Genomic DNA, 20055 nt, shown 5'->3' with positions numbered 1-20055 from the left:
GATATTAATTACGTTAAAGACAGTAGTAATTCAATTGTTAGGGATGCGAATAATTTTTGTTAAGTACTTTTTAAATTTGAATTAAAAGTAGCCTTCCTAACTTTACTAAGGTCTGATTATAGATTTTTAATTAAGAAAGGTCTGTGGATAATTTGACCGAATCATTAAATGTTAGTGAAATTGTAAAAGATTTTCCAATTCTTAAGCAGCAAGTACATGGTAATAGACTAGCTTATCTAGATTCTACAGCAACAAGTCAAACGCCTACTCAAGTGATTGATGCGATTGATGATTACTACAAACGATATAACTCTAATGTGCATCGTGGTGTTCACACACTTGGTTCATTAGCAACAGATGGTTATGAAAATGCACGTGAAACGGTAAGACGTTTTATAAATGCGAAATACTTTGAAGAAATTATCTTCACACGTGGTACTACAGCATCAATTAATATTGTTGCACATAGCTATGGCGATGCAAATGTTAATGAAGGTGATGAAATCGTTGTTACTGAAATGGAACATCATGCTAATATCGTTCCTTGGCAACAACTAGCGAAGCGTAAAAAGGCAGAATTGAAATTTATTCCATTGACTGAAGATGGAGAATTAGCGATTGAGGATGTTAAAGCAACTATTAATGAAAAAACAAAAATAGTTGCTATAGCGCACGTTTCCAATGTATTGGGCACTATAAACGATATCAAAGCTATTGCCGAAATAGCGCATGATCATGGTGCAATTATCAGTGTGGATGGTGCACAAGCTGCCCCTCATATGGATATAGATATGCAAGACTTAGATGCTGACTTTTATAGTTTTAGTGGTCATAAAATGCTTGGCCCAACGGGTATAGGTGTTTTATATGGTAAACGCACATTGTTAAATAACATGGAACCGGTTGAATTTGGTGGAGATATGATAGATTTTGTTGATAAATATGAAGCTTCATGGGCAGATTTGCCAACAAAATTCGAAGCAGGTACGCCACTGATTGCACAAGCGATTGGCTTTGCAGAGGCTATAAAATATTTACAAAATTTAGGGTTCGAAGCAATTCATCAACATGAAGCAATGTTAACACAGTATGCTTATGACAAAATGTCAGAGATAGAAGGTATCGAGATATATGGTCCAGCAAAAGATCGTCGTGCTGGTATCATTACTTTCAATATGACTGATGTTCATGCGCATGATGTTGCAACTGCGGTTGATACTGAAGGTGTAGCTGTTCGCGCAGGGCACCACTGTGCTCAACCACTAATGAAATGGTTAAAACAATCTTCTACAGCCCGTGCAAGTTTTTATATTTATAACACGAAAGAAGATATTGACCAATTAGTTGAATCCTTGAAACAAACGAAGGAGTTTTTCTCATATGAATTTTAATAATTTAAATCAGTTGTATCGTTCAGTGATTATGGATCATTATAAAAGCCCTAGAAACAAAGGTACTTTAGATAATGGATCTATGACAGTAGACATGAACAATCCAACGTGTGGGGATCGTATTCATCTTACGTTTGATATAGAAGATGGTTTTATCAAAAATGCGAAATTTGATGGAGAAGGCTGTTCAATTTCAATGTCTAGCGCCTCAATGATGACCGAAGCGGTTAAAGGCAATTCGTTAGCTGATGCCATGAAAATGAGTCAAGAATTCTCAAAAATGATGCTTGGCGAAGATTATGAAATCAGTGAAGACATGGGAGACGTCGAAGCACTGCAAGGTGTTTCACAATTTCCTGCAAGAATTAAATGTGCCACGTTAGCTTGGAAAGCCTTAGAAAAGGGTACAGTTGAAAAGGAAGGCAATGCAGAAGACTAATTCGAGTCGAACCATTGACATTGTGTAAAATCCCATTCAAACTAGTAGGAACAACATGAAATTTCATGAACGTATATAAATGAAATCATTATTCTTATAGCAGACAGTTAAAAGAGAATAATACAATAAATAAACTTGCACGTAAGTTGTTTTTAATATATAAAAGGAGTGATTTAAATGGCTAAAAAAGCACCTGATGTTGGGAATTATCAATATGGTTTCCACGACGAAGATGTTTCCATTTTTAGATCAGAACGCGGTTTGACAGAAAATATTGTCCGCGAAATTTCGAATATGAAAAGTGAACCTGAATGGATGCTTAATTATAGATTAAAATCATTAAAACAATTCTACAAAATGCCTATGCCTCAATGGGGTGGAGATTTATCAGAATTAAACTTTGATGATATCACTTATTATGTTAAACCATCAGAAAATACTGAACGCTCATGGGATGAAGTGCCTGAAGAAATTAAACGTACGTTTGATAAATTAGGTATTCCTGAAGCTGAGCAAAAATATCTTGCTGGTGTTTCAGCACAATATGAATCAGAAGTTGTTTATCACAACATGGAGCAAGAACTTGAAGACCAAGGTATCATCTTTAAAGATACAGACAGCGCTTTAAGAGAAAACGAAGATTTATTCAGACAGTACTTCTCAACAGTTGTACCTGCTGCAGATAATAAATTCTCAGCGTTAAACTCAGCTGTGTGGTCAGGTGGATCATTTATTTACGTTCCGAAAAACGTTAAATTAGATACACCTTTACAAGCTTATTTCCGTATTAACTCTGAAAACATGGGTCAATTTGAGCGTACTTTAATCATTGCTGATGAAGGCGCATCTGTAAACTATGTAGAAGGTTGTACAGCACCAGTTTACTCAACAAGCTCGTTACACTCAGCTGTTGTTGAAATCATTGTACACAAAGACGCGCATGTACGTTATACAACGATTCAAAACTGGGCGAACAACGTATATAACTTAGTTACAAAACGTACTTTAGTATACGAGAATGGTAATATGGAATGGGTTGATGGTAACTTAGGTTCTAAGTTAACTATGAAATATCCAAACTGTGTACTTTTAGGCGAAGGAGCTAAAGGCAGTACGTTATCTATCGCATTTGCTGGTAAAGGACAAGTACAAGATGCTGGGGCTAAAATGATTCACAAAGCGCCAAACACATCTTCTACAATTGTTTCTAAATCTATTTCTAAAGATGGCGGTAAAGTTGTTTATCGTGGTATCGTGCACTTTGGTCGTAAAGCAAAAGGCGCACGTTCAAACATCGAATGTGATACTTTAATTTTAGATAACGAGTCTACTTCAGATACTATTCCATATAATGAAGTATTTAATGACAATATTTCGTTAGAACACGAAGCAAAAGTATCTAAAGTTTCAGAAGAACAATTATTCTATTTAATGAGCCGTGGTATTTCAGAAGAAGAAGCGACTGAAATGATTGTAATGGGCTTCATTGAACCATTTACAAAAGAACTTCCAATGGAATACGCTGTTGAAATGAACCGTTTAATCAAATTCGAAATGGAAGGATCAATTGGCTAGTCTTAGCTGCTGATTCAACAATTTCTTACAAAATAAAAGCACGAGAGATACGAATTCAATATCATTTATTCTTTAAATGTTATCGAAGTTTGCGTATCATCTCGTGCTTTTTTATACATAACTTTGCTATTTATGCATAATTTTAAAAAATTAAAACCTTCCATATTGGAAAAGTAAAAATAAGTAGTGCTACCAGTGTTAATAAACACAGTAAGCTATTTACAATGCGGTCACCATTGATAGCTGAAATAATATTAATCATAATTAATATTATGATTATAAAAAATCCACTATAAAAATATAAGTTACCATTAAATACTTTGTTAAAAGATAATATTGGTATGAGATAGGCGACTAATGTAGCGAAAGCAGAAACTAAAGTCATATAATACTTAATAAAAAACACCCCTTTTAGTAAAGAAACAACTTTATGCGCTATCAAAATTTCAAAATACAAGGGAAGTTTATAGCATTGGTATACACCAATCATACTATTTGTGACATATTTTCTTGAAAAATAGAATAAAGTTAAGGTATATTTCAAACTTTTCACCATTAATAGGGTGAGGATTTGACGAATTTCAAGAAGGATAAGAAAACAAGTGCCCAGCCATATGAATTGGTTGGGCACTTGTGCTTATGTATAGCTAGTACCGTATTGGAGCGTACTGATATTTTCTCTTCGCAGGTCTGCACCTGTTCTGTACAAAACGATAATTGATAAGAGCAGTATCATTACTGTACAAATAATAATCCATTTTCCCAGTTTGCTAATATCAAAAAGGAGACTGAAAATTATTATTAAGAATAATATACAGAAAAAGGCAAAAGCCGTATACATCATTAAATTTCCCATAAATAAAACATTCCTTGTAAAGTTAGCTTAAAAAACTCACTAATATAAGTGAGTTTGTGAAGAGTTTCCCGAATTTAGCGTACTTAAGTGTCACGCTTATCTTAATTCTAGCATAGCTATAAAATTCATAATATATATATGATAGGAAATAGTACTAAAGGATGATATTTACTAATTAACTTATTTAAAATTTAATTTAGTTAATTCATCACAATTAGATGATTCAAAATCCTAATACTTTTGTAATGTTTATAAGTTTTGAAAGAAGGGAATCAAATTATAACCTATAAATTTTTTTATTATAAATTATACTAAAGGAGTAATGCATATATGATTATAGCTATAATCATACTTTTGTTTGCTTCATCTTTCTTTTCAGGCAGTGAAACCGCATTGACGGCAGCCAATAGGATGAAGATGCAAACACAAGCTCAAAAAGGCGATAAAAAGTCTAAAAAATTATCGCAATTATTAGTTAAACCAAGTGAATTTATTACCACTATTCTTATTGGTAATAATATAGCAAATATTGTTTTACCTACATTAATAACAATTTTAGCTGTTGATTTAGGAATTAGTGTTAGTATTGCAACAGCTGTGACAACAGTAACGATTATTGTAATATCTGAAGTCATTCCCAAATCGATTGCTGCTACATACCCTGATAGAATTTCACGTTTAGTTTATACACCGATTTCATTCTTTATTATTATATTTAAACCAATAACGTTAATCTTAAATAGTATGACTGATGCGATAAATAAGTTTCTTTCTAAAGGTAATGAAGACCAGCAACGATTTTCAAAAGAGGAAATCAGACAGATGGTTTCGATTGCAGGTAGTGAAGGTGCATTTAATGAAATGGAACGCAACCGTATACAAGGGGTTATGGATTTTGAAAAATTAAAAATTAAAGATATTGATACGACACCTAGAATAAATGTTACAGCGTTTTCATCAGATGTGTCTTACAAAGAGGCATATGATACAGTTGTTTCAAATCCCTATACCCGCTATCCAGTGTATGATGAAGATATAGATAATGTTATTGGTGTTTTCCATTCAAAATATTTATTAGCTTGGAGTCGTGAGACCGATAACAATATGACACAATATACTTCTGAAGCTTTATTTGTAAATGAGCATAATAAGGCTGAGTGGGTGCTAAGAAAAATGACTGTATCACGTAAACATTTGGCGATTGTATTAGACGAATACGGCGGTACAGAAGGTATTGTATCTTATGAAGACCTAATTGAAGAGATGTTAGGTATGGAGATAGAAGATGAAATGGATGAAGAAGAAAATGAAAAAATCGAAGAACAAATGAAAGCATACAACAAGAAATAACGTTTTAATAACACTTTTATACTCATTTTGTAGTTAAATATAAGTGTTGAAAAAGGGGTGTGCTATATGAAATTATCATCAAGAATTACTGAGGTTTTAGGTATTAGATTTCCGATTGTGCAAGCAGGCATGGCAGGTAACACAACGCCTGAATTAGTAGCAACTGTGAGTAATAGTGGAGGATTGGGAAGTATCGGTGCAGGTTATTTCACACCTGAGCGACTTGAAAAAGAAATTACCTATGTACAACAACTGACTGATTTACCTTATGCCGTTAATTTGTTTGTACCTAGTCAGAAATTATATATTCCAGATAAAGTAGAACATATGAATGCTTGGCTAAAACCATATCGGCGTGCGTTTAACATTGAAGAGCCAGTATTGAATATGGATGAAACACATCAATTTAATCATGCAATTGATGTTGTTATTGAAAAGGGCGTACCGGTGGTTACTTTTACTTTCGGTATTCCTGATCAAATAACCATTGCAAAATTAAAAGAAAGAGATATAACCATTGTGGGTACCGCAACCTCTGTAGATGAAGCAATCGCTAATGAAAGTGCAGGGGTAGATGCTATTATTGCACAAGGTAGTGAAGCAGGCGGTCATAGAGGTTCATTTACTGTTACTGGAAGTAACCAGACGCCATTAATTGGAACAATGTCACTCGTCCCTCAAATTGCTGATGCAATTGATATACCAATTATTGCGTCTGGCGGTATTATGGACGGTCGTGGACTAGTGGCAAGTATCGTTTTAGGTGCAGAAGCAATTCAAATGGGAACTGCATTTTTAACTACTGAAGAAAGTGGTGCATCATCACTATATAAAAATATGATACAACAAAGTAAAGAAACAGATACTGTAATCACTAATGTATTTACTGGAAAGCCCGCTCGCGGTATTGATAATGATTTTATCCATAAAATGGATGAATATAACGATGACATACCGGACTATCCAATTCAAAACCAGTTAACGAGTGCGATTCGTAAAGAAGCAGCTCAAAAAGGGGATGCACAGTGGACACATTTATGGAGCGGTCAAAGTCCACGTCTTGCTCAAAATGTGTCCGCTACGTTGTTAATTCAACGTATAATTAATGAATCAAAAGCACTATTGAATAGTTAAATTGTTATATCAATAACATAGATGTCTTACGCTAAACGATTGCTCGTATCCTTATATTATGAGCAATCGTTTTTCTATAATATAGAGATGAGTAAATTAGGCTAAGTGTACTCTGTATATTATAGAAATCTCTTGTTTTTTAAAGTTATAGTAAATTAAATTTAATCAAGTGAATCCAATAAAACATATATGGTATCATTACATTGGTGATACTATGATAAATATTGGATTAACGGGTTGGGGCGATCATGATTCATTATACGAAGACTTGCAACGAAAAGCAGATAAACTAGTGACATATGCAAGTCATTTCCCGATAGTAGAATTAGATGCTACTTATTATGCAATTCAACCTGAAAGAAATATAAGAAAATGGATAAGAGAAACACCTAAACGCTTTGAATTTGTCGTAAAGATACATCAAGCATTAACTTTGCATGCTGATTATCATGATTATGCAGAAACTAGGCAAATCCTATTTGATCAATTTAAAGCGATGCTAGAACCATTAAAAGACGAAAATAAACTGGCTATGGTATTAGTACAATTTCCACCATGGTTTGATTGTACAGTTCAGAATATTACATATATACGCTATATTCGTGAGCAATTAAAAGCATTTCCTATGTGTGTAGAATTTCGTAATCGATCATGGTTTAATGATGCTTATAAAGAAGAAACATTAGCGTTTTTAACGCAGCAACAAATAATACATTCCGTGTGTGATGAACCACAAGCAGGTCAAGGTTCGATTCCGTTAGTTAATCGCATTACGCATGAAACTGCATTTGTTAGGTATCATGGGAGAAATGTTCACGGCTGGACTAAAAAAGATATGACGGATGAAGCATGGAGAGATGTAAGGTATTTATACGATTATAATGAACAAGAATTAAAAGATTTAGTAAGTAAAATGAAAGTATTAGAACACAAAGCTAAAAACATTTACGTTGTTTTTAATAATAATTCTGGTGGCCATGCTGCTCAAAATGCAAAAACTTACCAAAAAATATTAGGCATTGATTATCAAGGGTTAGCACCGCAACAATTAAAATTATTCTAGGAGAGATTACATGTTAACAATTATATTATTGATTTTAATTGGAGGGTTATCAGCAATTTTAGGCTCTATTGTGGGCATCGGTGGCGGTATCATTATCGTGCCTACTTTGATATATCTTGGGGTAGAGAATAACCTATTAGAAGGTATCACGCCTCAAATCGCTATAGGAACATCTTCCGTTATTTTAATAGTGACGGGTTTAACTTCAACTTTAGGTTATTTAAAAACAAAGCAAGTAGATGTGAAAAACGGATCAATATTTTTATTTGGCTTATTGCCTGGTTCTTTAATTGGAGCGTTACTAAGTCGCTATTTAACGTTAGAATCCTTTAATTTATATTTTGGTATATTCTTAATCATTGTATCCATCTTACTGATTATAAGAAATAAGATTAAACCATTTAAAATATTTGATAAACCCAAATATGAGCGTAGTTATGTCGATGGTACTGGTAAAAAATATCATTATAGTGTACCGCCGCTAGTAGCATTTATTGCGACACTATTTATTGGTACTTTAACTGGATTATTCGGCATTGGTGGCGGTGCATTAATGACACCATTAATGCTTATTGTATTTAGGTTCCCGCCTCATGTGGCAGTTGGTACAAGTATGATGATGATATTTTTCACAAGTATAATGAGTTCAGCAGGACACATTGTACAAGGGCATGTCGCGTGGTCATATGCTATCGTCCTAATTATTGCGAGTTATTTTGGTGCTAAACTAGGCGTGAAAGTGAATCAATCCATAAAATCAGATACAGTAGTCTTTTTATTACGTACATTTATGTTAATTATGGGTATATATTTAATAATAAAATCATTCCTATAAAGTAAGAGGAGGGAAATTATAGATGAAACTAACGATTTATCATACAAATGATATACATAGTCATTTACATGAATATGCACGAATTTCAAAATATTTAGCCGAAGATAGACCGAAACTAGATCATCCCTCACTCTATTTAGATATTGGCGACCATGTTGACTTATCTGCGCCAGTTACTGAGGCAACGATGGGTACAAAAAATGTTGAACTGTTAAATAAAGCACAGTGTGATATTGCCACGATAGGAAATAATGAAGGTATGACAATTTCACATGAAGCTTTAAATACACTTTATGATGATGCGAACTTCGAAGTGACATGTGCCAATGTTTTTGATGAACAAGGACAATTACCAAATCATATATCAACATCTTTAATTAAAGTTATAGATGGTGTACGCATTTTATTTATTGCAGCTACTGCACCATTTACGCCTTTTTATAGAGCACTTGATTGGGTAGTAACTAATCCTTTAGAAGCAATAAAAGATGAAATTAGTGCTAATGAAGGGGAGTATGATTTATTAATTATTATGAGTCATGTCGGTGTTTTCTTCGATGAAAAGTTATGCCAAGAAATTCCTGAAATTGACCTTATTTTAGGTAGTCATACTCATCATTATTTTGAAAATGGTGAAATGAATAACGGTGTATTAATGGCAGCAGCAGGTAAATATGGCAATTTTTTAGGTGAAGTTACTCTTGAAATTGAAAACAAACAAGTTGTTAGAAAAGAAGCTACGATATATCCAGTTGAAACTTTGCCTGAAGTTGAAACAGGTTTTGAAGCTGAAGGTAAGGCACTTTTAAGTGAACCTATTGTCGATCGACAAATCGAGCTGCCACGTAGAACAGATGTTATTACGCAAACGGCGCATATGCTTGCTGAAAGTATATTTGAATTTACGAATGCTGACTGTACGATTATCAATGCTGGATTAATCGTTAAAGGTGTCATTGCAGATCAAGTTACTGAATATGATATTCATCAGATGCTACCTCACCCAATTAATGCAGTAAGGATTAAATTAAGTGGACAAGAATTGAAAAACGTTATAATAAAAAGCCAGAAACAAGAATATATTCATGAGCATGCACAAGGTTTAGGCTTTAGAGGTAATATATTTGGTGGATATATATTATATAATTTAGGTTTTATAGAATCTGAATCACGTTACTTTATTAACGGCGAAGAAATTGATGATGAAGCGACTTACATTTTAGGGACAGTTGATATGTACACATTCGGTCGTTATTTCCCAATGTTAAAAGATGAGGCTATAGATTACTTAATGCCTGAGTTCTTAAGAGATATTTTCAAGGAAAAATTACTAGAATTTTAAAAATTAACAATATACGTTTTAATTTATTGAAAATTTCGTTATAATGATTACAGATTTCAAACTCAGGAGGATTGTGCGGATATGGCTACTAAAAATGAAGAAATTTTACGTAAACCAGATTGGCTGAAAATAAAGCTGAACACTAATGAGAACTACACTGGTCTGAAGAAAATGATGCGCGAAAAGAATTTGAATACAGTTTGTGAAGAAGCAAAGTGTCCCAATATACATGAATGTTGGGGAGAACGCCGTACTGCTACATTTATGATTTTAGGTGCAGTATGTACACGTGCTTGTCGTTTCTGTGCAGTTAAGACAGGATTACCTAACGAGTTAGATTTAGATGAGCCAGAACGTGTGGCTGAATCTGTTGAATTAATGAACTTAAAACATGTTGTTATAACAGCAGTAGCACGCGATGATTTAAGAGACGCTGGTTCAAATGTTTATGCTGAGACGGTACGTAAAGTGCGTGAACGTAATCCGTTTACTTCAATAGAAATATTGCCATCAGATATGGGTGGAGATTTTGAAGCGTTAGAAACATTAATGGCTTCAAAACCAGATATTTTAAACCACAATATCGAGACAGTCCGCCGATTAACGCCGACAGTTCGTGCAAGAGCAACGTATGATCGTACGTTAGAGTTCTTAAGACGCTCTAAAGAGTTACAACCCGATATTCCAACTAAATCAAGTTTAATGGTAGGTTTAGGTGAAACACATGAAGAAATCTATGAAACAATGGATGACTTACGAGCAAATGATGTTGATATCTTAACAATAGGTCAATATTTGCAACCTTCACGTAAACACTTAAAAGTTGAAAAATACTATACACCATTGGAATTTGGTAAATTAAGAAAAATTGCGATGGATAAAGGTTTCAAACATTGCCAAGCTGGTCCGCTTGTAAGAAGCTCATATCATGCAGATGAACAAGTGAATGCAGCTGCCAAAGAAAAACATCGTATTGGTGAAGAAAAATTGGGTACTGATACAAAGATTTAATAGTAAATAAGACTTAGTTCATTTGTTAAGTGTGCTTAATTTAGCTTCACTTTATGGGCTAAGTCTTTATTAGAAATATAAAGTATATATTGCATAGCACCAGCCTGACTATAGCAGTTGGACGTTCATTGAATGCATGGATAGTATACTTAGATTAGGTGAATGAAATGATAAAAGTGAATGAACACTACTTTGAAATCATAGAAGAGTATAGAGAATGTTTTGACGAGGAAACCTTCGCAAATCGTTATTCTGACATATTAGATAAGTATGATTACGTTGTAGGTGACTTTGGTTACGAACAATTAAGATTAAAAGGTTTTTATACTGATAAAAACAAAAAGGCAGAGTTGAGCAAACGTTTTTCGACAATACAAGATTATTTATTAGAATATTGTAATTTTGGTTGCCCATATTTTATCTTGAGACGTATTCCAGAACAAGAACTTAAAGCATATGTAGATGAAACTGAAGAGGTTGATCATGATTTTGAAGAAAATAAATTACAAGATGTAAAGATTAAGCCGAGTATTCAAGATACAGAAAAATAAATGTTGATTAATAAAAAGGGAACAGAACATAAAGCTCTCGTTTTAAAAAGAACTCATCCATTAAAATTTGTGGATGAGTTCTTTTGCTATATTTAAATATTACGATTTTGATTATGTAGGCATAGGCATATGTATTGTTCCTGTAGTATGTGACACCCGTTGTTTCCTAGGAGTCTCATATGCAAATGTGATATAAAATTAATGAAGCTTTCTAATAGTTAATAACTATTGAATGACTTCATTTAAATATTCGGTGATTTCATTTCCTTCATCTTCATTAACACCAAGTATATATGAGATGTAACCTTCTTCTTCCAAATCATCTGTGCCGATAATCCCAAATTTATTTGTTTGCATATTTAATACGATAGTTTTACCAAAATGACGATTGGTTTGGACTAACATCAAATCGTAACGACTATGTTCACCTACAAATCCGACAAATTGGACTTGAGCTGATTCGTCGTCATCATATAGATACATATCAATCATTTTATAACACTCCTCTTAGTGTGTGACTTATAATATAATACAGTAGTTGATTCTTTTTTCATGATTAAAAAGTCTTAATTCACAGTATAACGATAAATGAATTCGACTGCAAAGGTATGGTATGATTAGAATGATAGGGGTGACGATGATGTATTTTGTTAATAAAGAAAAATTGAATACAAAGTTAAATTATTTACAACAATTAATTACAGATTATCCTCAAAGTAAAGATAATCACTATGCGTTTGAACGTATTGCACAAATGTTTATAGAGTCAGCTGTAGATATCGGAAATATGGTTATTGATGGCTTTATATTAAGAGATCCAGGTAACTATAAAGACGTTATCGATATTTTAGAATTAGAAAAAGTGATTTCTAAAGACACACAAGTTCACATTAACAAAACGGTCGATGTAAGAAAACAATTCGTCCACTATTATGATGAGCTTGATACGGCTAGTCTTATACCACTTTTTGATGAGACGGTGCCTTATTATCAACAATTTATTGAAGAAGTCATACGTTTTCTAAAAAGTGAAGATGTGCCAGTTACAGCTTTTGGTAAAAAAGGAGAGTAAATATTAATGAAAAATTACAAAGCTTATCTTATTGATTTAGATGGCACGATGTATAAAGGTAATGAAACTATTGATGGTGCAACGCAATTTATAGAATATCTAAACCAACAACAAATTCCACATTTATACGTAACGAACAATTCTACGAAAGAACCAGAAGAAGTAGCTTCAAAATTACATACAATGGGTGTAGATGCAAAGGCAGACGAAGTAGTTACTTCCGCACTTGCAACTGCTGAATACATTTCAGAAGAATCTCCAGGTGCTACTGTTTATATGTTAGGTGGTAGCGGCCTTGAAAAAGCACTAACAAGTCACGGATTAATATTGAAAGACGATGAGTTTGTGGATTACGTAGTAATTGGATTAGATGAAGCAGTTACATATGAAAAATTGACTACTGCAACATTAGGCGTACGTAATGGTGCGAAATTTATATCAACAAATCAAGATGTGTCGATACCTAAAGAACGAGGCTTCTTACCAGGTAACGGTGCTATTACGAGTGTTGTAACAGTATCTACAGGTATTCAACCGACATTTATCGGTAAACCTGAACCTATTATTATGAAAAAAGCATTGGAAATTTTAGATTTAGAGCGTTCAGAAGTAGCTATGGTTGGAGATTTATATGATACGGATATTCTTTCAGGAATTAATGTGGACATTGATACGATACATGTACAAACAGGTGTCACAACTAAGGAACAAATCGTACTCAAAGAAATACCTCCGACTTATACGTTTAAAGATTTGAATGAAGTGATCAAAGAACTCAAAATGTAGGGGTGATTGTATGAATAAAATAGTCGTTAGTAGAAAAATACCTAAGTCATTTATAGAACAATTAGAAACACTTGCAGATGTAGAAGTTTGGAATGAATCTTATACACCAATGCCAAGAGATAAATTTTTGGCATCTTTAAAAGATGCAACTGCCTGTCTTATAACTTTAAGTGAAAAAATTGACGAAGAAGTTATAGAAGCAGCACCTCATTTGAAAGTGATTGCAAATATGGCAGTTGGTTTCGATAATATAGATGTCCAACTAGTACAAAGTAAAGGGATTGTTGTTACGAATACGCCTGGCGTGTTAACTGAGACAACAGCAGAGCTAGGCTTCACTTTGATGCTGACCGTGGCAAGACGCATTGTTGAAGCGGAACAATACGTACAAAGAGGGGAATGGCAAAGTTGGGGGCCATATCTTTTGGCAGGTAAAGATTTATATAATGCTAAGGTAGGCATCTACGGCATGGGTGATATCGGAAAAGCCTTTGCGAGACGCTTGAAAGGATTCAATGCAAATATCATGTATCACAATAGGTCAAGACATAAAGATGCTGAAGAAGCATTAGGCGCTTTATACGTGCCTTTTGATACAATGCTTGAGCATAGTGATTTTATTATTTGTACAGCGCCACTTACTGAAGATACAAGAAATAAATTTGATACTGCTGCATTCAAAAAGATGAAAAATGATGCGATATTCATTAACATCGGCCGAGGTGCAGTTGTTGATGAGCAAGCACTTGTTAATGCTTTACAAGATGGAGAAATTGGTGCATGTGGTTTGGATGTCTTACGTCAAGAACCGATTGATATGACACATCCATTGTTATCAATGAAAAATGCAGTCATTTTACCACATATTGGTAGTGCATCTGTAGTAACGAGAAATCGCATGATTCAACTTTGTGTAGATAATATACGCTTAGTGTTAAGTCATAAACAGGCTAAAACACCGATTTCATAAAATTAAATTACACCTTCTCAGAGAGAATGGGACATAAATATCCCATTCTCAAATTAAAAGCAGCAATCTATTAGTTTCTAATGGATTGCTGCTTTTCTATGTTAAAAATAATTCTTTCTGCTTATACACAATCAATATTTTCTGGACGAAGAATTGAAGCTGCACTTTCCGATAGTGTTCGTATGATGTGGTTATCTCAAAATCAAAAACCATCATATAGAATAATCAATCGTTTTAGAGTACATCCAATCATGGATAAATTATTAAAGTCCCTATTTGTTAACTTTAGAACCCAACTTATAGAACAAAAACTCATTGATAATGAGTCTATATTTCTGCTAACAAAGTCAAAGACTTTATTAGCAGTTTTTTTATGCACAACTTTTCATGAAACTCACTTTGTTATATTAATATTTTAAAAAAAGTAATCCCACTCTTTTTTATGCGTTATTCAATATAACACTTTTGTTATATATAAATTTGTTTATTCAATTGTCAATCTGTCGTAAAAAATGTATAATATATTAGTAAAATGTTAACGCAATGTAAATTGCTTTAACTAATAAAATTTTATTTATTACATAATTTAATTATAGTTTAGTCTGAAATGAAAAGAAGAGGTGACCAATGAGTAAAAAAATAGAACAAGATTCATTATTTAATAAGTTAAAACCTTGGCTCATAACGCTGCTTTATTTTGCTATTTTTATAGCGCTGTATCTCATATATGGTACCGGCGATACTCATAATAACTTTATTTATAATGAATTTTAATAGAGGAGAGAAGCATGAAAGATATTATACAAGCACTAATTGAAAATGCCCAAAATCACCCTGATCATAAAGCAATTCAACATAATAATGAGAGTTTGACTTATCGTGAATTGAACCAATATTCAAATATACTGGCTGACATTATTAAAGATTCTAAGCGACCGCTCATTTTATATGGTCACATGTCTCCATTTATGATTGTCGGTATGTTAGCAAGTATAAAAGCTGGTTGCGGTTATGTTCCAATTGATACATCTATACCTCATGAGCGTATTCAGTCCATTATTGAAAAAATAGAAGGTCAATTTATATTCAATACAACTGAAAATGATATAAATATAAAGGGAATTAATGTGATAGAACAGAGTATGATGACAAGCGCATTAAACATGGAGCAATTTGATTCTAGGATGGTAGGAGAGAATATTGCTTATACGATATTCACATCTGGCTCTACAGGCGAACCTAAAGGAGTTCAAATAAGTTATGAAAGTTTGAATCAATTCACTAAATGGATGGTTGACCTTAATAAATTAGGTCATAAGCAACAATGGTTAAATCAAGCACCATTTTCATTTGATTTATCAGTGATGGCAGTTTATCCATGTATCACAACTGCAGGTACATTAAATTTAGTAGATAAAACGATGATTAATAAACCTAAACTATTAAATCAAATGCTGGAGCATTCAAAAATAAATATATGGGTTTCAACACCATCCTTTATGGAGATGTGTTTAATGCTACCCAATTTATCTGAGACAACATACACGAGTTTAAAAGAATTTTTCTTTTGTGGTGAAATTTTGGCACATAGAACTGCTCAAATGTTATTACAGCGTTTTCCATCTGCTTATATATACAACACATATGGTCCTACAGAAGCAACTGTAGCTGTTACGAGTATATTGATTACTGAAGCGGTAATTGAGCGATATAATCCTTTACCGGTGGGCGTTCCAAGACCAGGTACATCTTTATCACTGACAGATAAAGGTGAGCTTGTTATTTCTGGAAAGTGTGTAAGCGCGGGATACGTCAAAGATGAGGTTCGTTCTAATGAAGTGTTTAAAATAAATAATAATAAAAAGTACTATTATACAGGTGACAAAGCAGAAATAAGAGATGACCAATGGTTTATCAATGGTCGTATAGATTTTCAAATTAAATTAAATGGTTACAGAATGGAATTAGAAGAAATAGAATTTCAATTAGGCCAAATAGCATGTATCAAGGAAGCTATAGTAGTGCCAATATACAAAGGTAATAAAGTTATACATTTAAATGCTGTAATCGTAGTAAATGAAGCTGACCGTGTGGAAAATGAACAAGAAGCAATTCATAACATCAAATATGAATTAAAACAACGGATACCAGAATATATGATTCCAAGGAAAGTTATATTCCAAGATAAATTGCCTTTAACAGTAAATGGTAAATTAGATCGTAAAAAGATTGCTGAGGATGTAATGTAATGATTCCATATGGCACATTTACGTTTTTTCTCATAGCAACTATAGTATTAATACCCGTCATTATTCTTGGTCTTATGGGTAAAAGAAGCCGCATATATAATGGTGTGAGTACTGTAATAATGATTGTACTTATTTTCTCATCTGAAAAACACAATTTACTTGGACAGGATTATTTAAGTGTTCAAGTTATAAATTTTTTGCTCTATACGATTTGGCAAGTTTTAATTATTATGTATTATTGGAAATATCGAGCTAAAAATAATACATTCAGTAAATTTTTTATGGTCATCACATTATCTATATTACCGTTAATTATTGTGAAAGTGATGCAAAGTTCTTGGTTTGGAGCTGCACAGCTGAAACTTCATGAAAATAAAGTCATAGAATTTATAGGATTTTTAGGTATTTCATATGTAACTTTTAAAAGTGTTCAATTATTGATGGAAATACGTGACGGCTCAATTAAAGAAATAAAAAGTTGGAAAGTCATACAATTTATTTCATTCTTTCCAACCATTTCATCTGGACCAATCGATCGTTATAAACGATTTGTAAAAGATGATAATAAAATACCTAATGGAGAACGTTATCGTGAACTATTAGTTAAAGCAATTCATTTTATAATGCTTGGATTTTTGTATAAATATATTATTGCGTACTTAATCCAAATGTATGCAATCAATCCACTCATGTTAGATTTTACGAGCTTTACTGCAAAATGGCTGTATATGTATGCCTATAGTTTATATTTATTTTTTGATTTTGCAGGTTATTCGTTGTTTGCCATTGCATTTAGTTATTTGTATGGCATACAAACTCCTCAAAACTTTAAGCAACCTTTTAAAGCTAAAAATATTAAAGATTTTTGGAATAGATGGCATATGTCATTATCGTTTTGGTTCAGAGATTGTATATATATGAGATCATTATTCTTTATGTCAAAGAAAAAATTATTGAAAAGTCAATTTGCGATGTCCAATATTGCATTTTCACTTAACTTTTTAATCATGGGTGTGTGGCATGGTATTGAAATCCATTATATTTTATATGGTTTATATCATGCGGTACTTTTTATTGGCTACGGTTATTAGGAAAAGTGGAGAAAAAATCATCCGCCACGATGGCAAAATCTATTTACAACAATGTTAAGTATCATTATCACATTTCATTTTGTAACGTTTGGTTTTCTGATATTTTCTGGAAAACTGTTTTAAAAATAGGAGGAATTTTTATGGAATTTAGAAAACAAGTTTTAGATTTATTAGAAGAAGTAGCTGAAAATAGTATCGTTAAAGAAAATCCAGATGTTGAATTATTTGAAGAAGGTATAATAGACTCTTTTCAAACAGTGGGACTTTTACTAGAAATACAAAACAAATTAGATATAGAGGTTTCAATCATGGATTTTGATAGAGACGAATGGGAAACACCAAATAAAATAGTAGCGGTTTTAGAAGAATTAAGATGAAACTAAAACCATTTATACCAATCATCGCAAGTCTTATATTGTTTGGAATTTTCTTAGCTATACCAGTAAGTTGGTTTACAGGATTAATTAATTCAAAAACTTTAGAAACACAACGTATATCGTTATCAGATCAAGTGTTAAAAGGAACATTAATTCAAGATAAGATGTATGAATCTGATGCATATTATCCAATTTACGGTTCGAGTGAACTTGAAAAAGATGATCCTTTTAACCCAGCTTTATTAATAAACAATGATAAAAATATTCCCGACAAACCATTTTTAATTGGAACAGGTGGTTCAACAGATTTAGTCAATGCAGTAGAAATTGGTTCGCAATATGATAATCTTAAAGGTAAAAAGATAGCGTTTATTGTATCACCGCAATGGTTTACTAATAATGGTTTAACATCTGAAAATTTTAAAGCACGTATTGCTAAAGGGCAGTTAAACCAACTGTTTAAACAAAATAAGTTAAGCCCTGAACTTAAACAACGTTTTGCTAAAAGACTGTTATAGTTTAAAGATGCTGAAAATAAGCCCTATTTGGAAAAAGTAGCACAACAACCCCAAAATGTTAAGGATACTTATATTTCATCTTTCACAGATAATCAATTGAAAAAAATTGAATTAATAAAAGCGATGTTTCCGTTAACTTCTTCTCCATTATCGCAAGTTAAACCTGTAACTCAAGAAGGTCAGTCATGGGAGGATATTCAAAAGCAAGCAGAAAAATATGGTGAAGCACGAACGAAATCAAATGAGTTTGGTATTAGAGATGAATATTGGGATTTAATAAAAAGTCATAAACGTAAAATAAATAGAGATTATGAGTTTAATATTAACTCTCCAGAGTTTAATGATTTAGCATTGTTAGTAGACACACTAAACGAAGCTGGGGCTGATGTTGAATATATAATCTTACCATCTAATGGTAAGTGGTATGATTATATTGGTATTGATAAACAGAGAAGACAAGGTATCTATAAAAAAATTAATCAAACAATTGTAGAACATGGTGGAGACGTTTATGATATGTCAGATAAAGATTATGAACCATATATTGTAAGTGATGCAGTACATATTGGATGGAAAGGCTGGGTGTATATAAGCGAAAGAATTAATCAACACTTACAAGAATAATTTAGCATTTTACTAACAAGTTTCAGAGTCTATTGTTAAATCAATCAAGTTGTTGTCTGAATTGAAAATGTGAAAGTTTCAACGCTTCTATTCTTTTTTATAGTTAAAATTATGGATTAAATCTGGAACATAAGCTTCTTAGATAACTGAAAAATGATGGTTTCTATGTGAAATAAAATAGAAGCCATCATTTTTATGTTTTATATATTTGAGTAGCTCGATGATCAACAATTTTCTTTACGCTTATTGCCATTAAAATAACTCCACTTCTTGTTTAACTTTAAGCAATCCAAAAAGTGGCATTCACTAGAAATATACGGTGGAAAAGTACGGAATATTGTATAATCAGTCGGAAAATTGATATTATGACGGAGAATACATTTCTAGTAAAGCACTTGTAATTTTTGCAAAATAAAAAGCTAAACGATGTTATTCGTTTAGCTTGACTATGCTTTGAAACTATTCGCATTACAAAAATGAAATAGTTAATTAAAGTGCTCGAAAGAAACTTAATCTTGAGATGTTATCTATATATGAATATATCAATTAGAATACTTGTTCTACTTCGATTACTCCTGGTACTTCTTCATGCAAAGCACGTTCAATACCTGCTTTTAAAGTGATTGTTGAACTAGGGCATGTACCACATGCACCATGTAATTGTAGTTTAACAATACCATCTTCTACATCAACGAGTGAACAGTCACCGCCATCACGTAGTAAGAAGGGACGAAGTTTTTCAATTACTTCTGCTACTTGATCAAACATTGTTACGTTTTCAGTTGGCATGGAAATGCCTCCTTTCAAGTGAGTTATTTCAT

18 protein-coding genes and 3 pseudogenes are annotated in these 20055 nt (G+C 32.6%); 19 read left to right on the top strand and 2 right to left on the bottom strand.

Features of this window, described 5'->3' with window-relative positions; all coding sequences use genetic code 11:
* The first annotated feature begins 152 nt into the window (after positions 1 to 152).
* From SOJ_RS11015 to SOJ_RS10970, 10 genes are all read left to right on the top strand, one after another.
* Positions 153 to 1391 (top strand): cysteine desulfurase, encoded by a 1239-nt coding sequence (locus SOJ_RS11015; protein ID WP_002508176.1) that lies wholly within the window; start codon positions 153 to 155, stop codon positions 1389 to 1391.
* Positions 1381 to 1830, top strand: coding sequence for a Fe-S cluster assembly sulfur transfer protein SufU (gene sufU, locus SOJ_RS11010; protein WP_002508175.1), 450 nt, complete (start codon positions 1381 to 1383; stop codon positions 1828 to 1830). The genes SOJ_RS11015 and sufU overlap by 11 nt, the downstream gene beginning before the upstream one ends.
* A 177-nt stretch (positions 1831 to 2007) precedes the next feature.
* Positions 2008 to 3405, top strand: a complete 1398-nt coding sequence (gene sufB, locus SOJ_RS11005) for a Fe-S cluster assembly protein SufB (RefSeq protein WP_002508174.1) — start codon at positions 2008 to 2010, stop codon at positions 3403 to 3405.
* Positions 3406 to 4591: 1186 nt separating this feature from the next.
* Positions 4592 to 5611, top strand: coding sequence for a hemolysin family protein (locus SOJ_RS11000; RefSeq protein ID WP_002508172.1), 1020 nt, complete (start codon positions 4592 to 4594; stop codon positions 5609 to 5611).
* Between the two features lie 66 nt (positions 5612 to 5677).
* Complete coding sequence (locus SOJ_RS10995; RefSeq protein ID WP_002508171.1) at positions 5678 to 6745, top strand: NAD(P)H-dependent flavin oxidoreductase; 1068 nt, start codon at positions 5678 to 5680, stop codon at positions 6743 to 6745.
* A gap of 214 nt (positions 6746 to 6959) precedes the next feature.
* The gene (locus SOJ_RS10990) at positions 6960 to 7808 is read left to right on the top strand and encodes a DUF72 domain-containing protein (protein ID WP_002508170.1); all 849 of its coding nucleotides are present in this window, start codon (positions 6960 to 6962) and stop codon (positions 7806 to 7808) included.
* Positions 7809 to 7818: 10 nt separating this feature from the next.
* Positions 7819 to 8643: a sulfite exporter TauE/SafE family protein gene (locus SOJ_RS10985; RefSeq protein ID WP_002508169.1), complete on the top strand. Its 825-nt coding sequence runs from the start codon at positions 7819 to 7821 to the stop codon at positions 8641 to 8643.
* A gap of 22 nt (positions 8644 to 8665) precedes the next feature.
* Positions 8666 to 9985, top strand: coding sequence for a bifunctional metallophosphatase/5'-nucleotidase (locus SOJ_RS10980; protein WP_002508168.1), 1320 nt, complete (start codon positions 8666 to 8668; stop codon positions 9983 to 9985).
* Positions 9986 to 10066: 81 nt separating this feature from the next.
* Entirely contained in the window at positions 10067 to 10996 is a 930-nt protein-coding gene (gene lipA / locus SOJ_RS10975; protein ID WP_002508167.1) for a lipoyl synthase, read from the top strand.
* Between the two features lie 167 nt (positions 10997 to 11163).
* Positions 11164 to 11547: a YutD family protein gene (locus tag SOJ_RS10970; protein WP_002508166.1), complete on the top strand. Its 384-nt coding sequence runs from the start codon at positions 11164 to 11166 to the stop codon at positions 11545 to 11547.
* A 225-nt stretch (positions 11548 to 11772) separates the two neighbouring features.
* On the opposite strand, the gene SOJ_RS10965 is transcribed toward SOJ_RS10970, so the two are convergent.
* Positions 11773 to 12039 (bottom strand): DUF3055 domain-containing protein, encoded by a 267-nt coding sequence (locus SOJ_RS10965; RefSeq protein ID WP_002508165.1) that lies wholly within the window; start codon positions 12037 to 12039, stop codon positions 11773 to 11775.
* Between the two features lie 148 nt (positions 12040 to 12187).
* On the opposite strand from SOJ_RS10965, the gene SOJ_RS10960 reads away from it, so the two are divergent.
* The 9 genes and pseudogenes from SOJ_RS10960 (at position 12188) to dltD (ending at position 19234) form a co-directional block, all read left to right on the top strand.
* The gene (locus SOJ_RS10960) at positions 12188 to 12619 is read left to right on the top strand and encodes a DUF86 domain-containing protein (RefSeq protein ID WP_002512214.1); all 432 of its coding nucleotides are present in this window, start codon (positions 12188 to 12190) and stop codon (positions 12617 to 12619) included.
* Between the two features lie 6 nt (positions 12620 to 12625).
* Positions 12626 to 13405: a TIGR01457 family HAD-type hydrolase gene (locus tag SOJ_RS10955; RefSeq protein ID WP_002508163.1), complete on the top strand. Its 780-nt coding sequence runs from the start codon at positions 12626 to 12628 to the stop codon at positions 13403 to 13405.
* Between the two features lie 10 nt (positions 13406 to 13415).
* Positions 13416 to 14375, top strand: coding sequence for a 2-hydroxyacid dehydrogenase (locus tag SOJ_RS10950; RefSeq protein ID WP_002508162.1), 960 nt, complete (start codon positions 13416 to 13418; stop codon positions 14373 to 14375).
* A 98-nt stretch (positions 14376 to 14473) separates the two neighbouring features.
* Positions 14474 to 14713, top strand: a pseudogene (locus SOJ_RS10945) (transposase); the annotation flags it as partial.
* A 289-nt stretch (positions 14714 to 15002) separates the two neighbouring features.
* Positions 15003 to 15149: a teichoic acid D-Ala incorporation-associated protein DltX gene (locus SOJ_RS10940; protein ID WP_002508161.1), complete on the top strand. Its 147-nt coding sequence runs from the start codon at positions 15003 to 15005 to the stop codon at positions 15147 to 15149.
* Positions 15150 to 15163: 14 nt separating this feature from the next.
* Positions 15164 to 16624 (top strand): D-alanine--poly(phosphoribitol) ligase subunit DltA, encoded by a 1461-nt coding sequence (gene dltA / locus SOJ_RS10935; RefSeq protein ID WP_002508160.1) that lies wholly within the window; start codon positions 15164 to 15166, stop codon positions 16622 to 16624.
* Positions 16624 to 17838: pseudogene (dltB, locus tag SOJ_RS10930) on the top strand (D-alanyl-lipoteichoic acid biosynthesis protein DltB). Before dltA ends, dltB begins: the two are co-directional and overlap by 1 nt.
* A 17-nt stretch (positions 17839 to 17855) precedes the next feature.
* The gene (dltC, locus tag SOJ_RS10925; protein WP_002508158.1) at positions 17856 to 18092 is read left to right on the top strand and encodes a D-alanine--poly(phosphoribitol) ligase subunit 2; all 237 of its coding nucleotides are present in this window, start codon (positions 17856 to 17858) and stop codon (positions 18090 to 18092) included.
* Positions 18089 to 19234 (top strand): annotated as a pseudogene (gene dltD, locus SOJ_RS10920) (D-alanyl-lipoteichoic acid biosynthesis protein DltD). The gene dltC and the pseudogene dltD overlap by 4 nt, the downstream one beginning before the upstream one ends.
* A 546-nt stretch (positions 19235 to 19780) precedes the next feature.
* On the opposite strand, the gene SOJ_RS10915 reads toward dltD, so the two are convergent.
* Complete coding sequence (locus SOJ_RS10915; protein ID WP_002483816.1) at positions 19781 to 20023, bottom strand: NifU family protein; 243 nt, start codon at positions 20021 to 20023, stop codon at positions 19781 to 19783.
* Positions 20024 to 20055: the final 32 nt, after the last annotated feature.

It is taken from the genome of Staphylococcus sp. OJ82, from assembly GCF_000294465.1.
Taxonomy (GTDB): Bacteria; Bacillota; Bacilli; order Staphylococcales; family Staphylococcaceae; genus Staphylococcus; species Staphylococcus equorum.
Note: the sequence above shows the minus strand (reverse complement) of the source record. Positions and strands in the feature narration are given on the sequence as shown.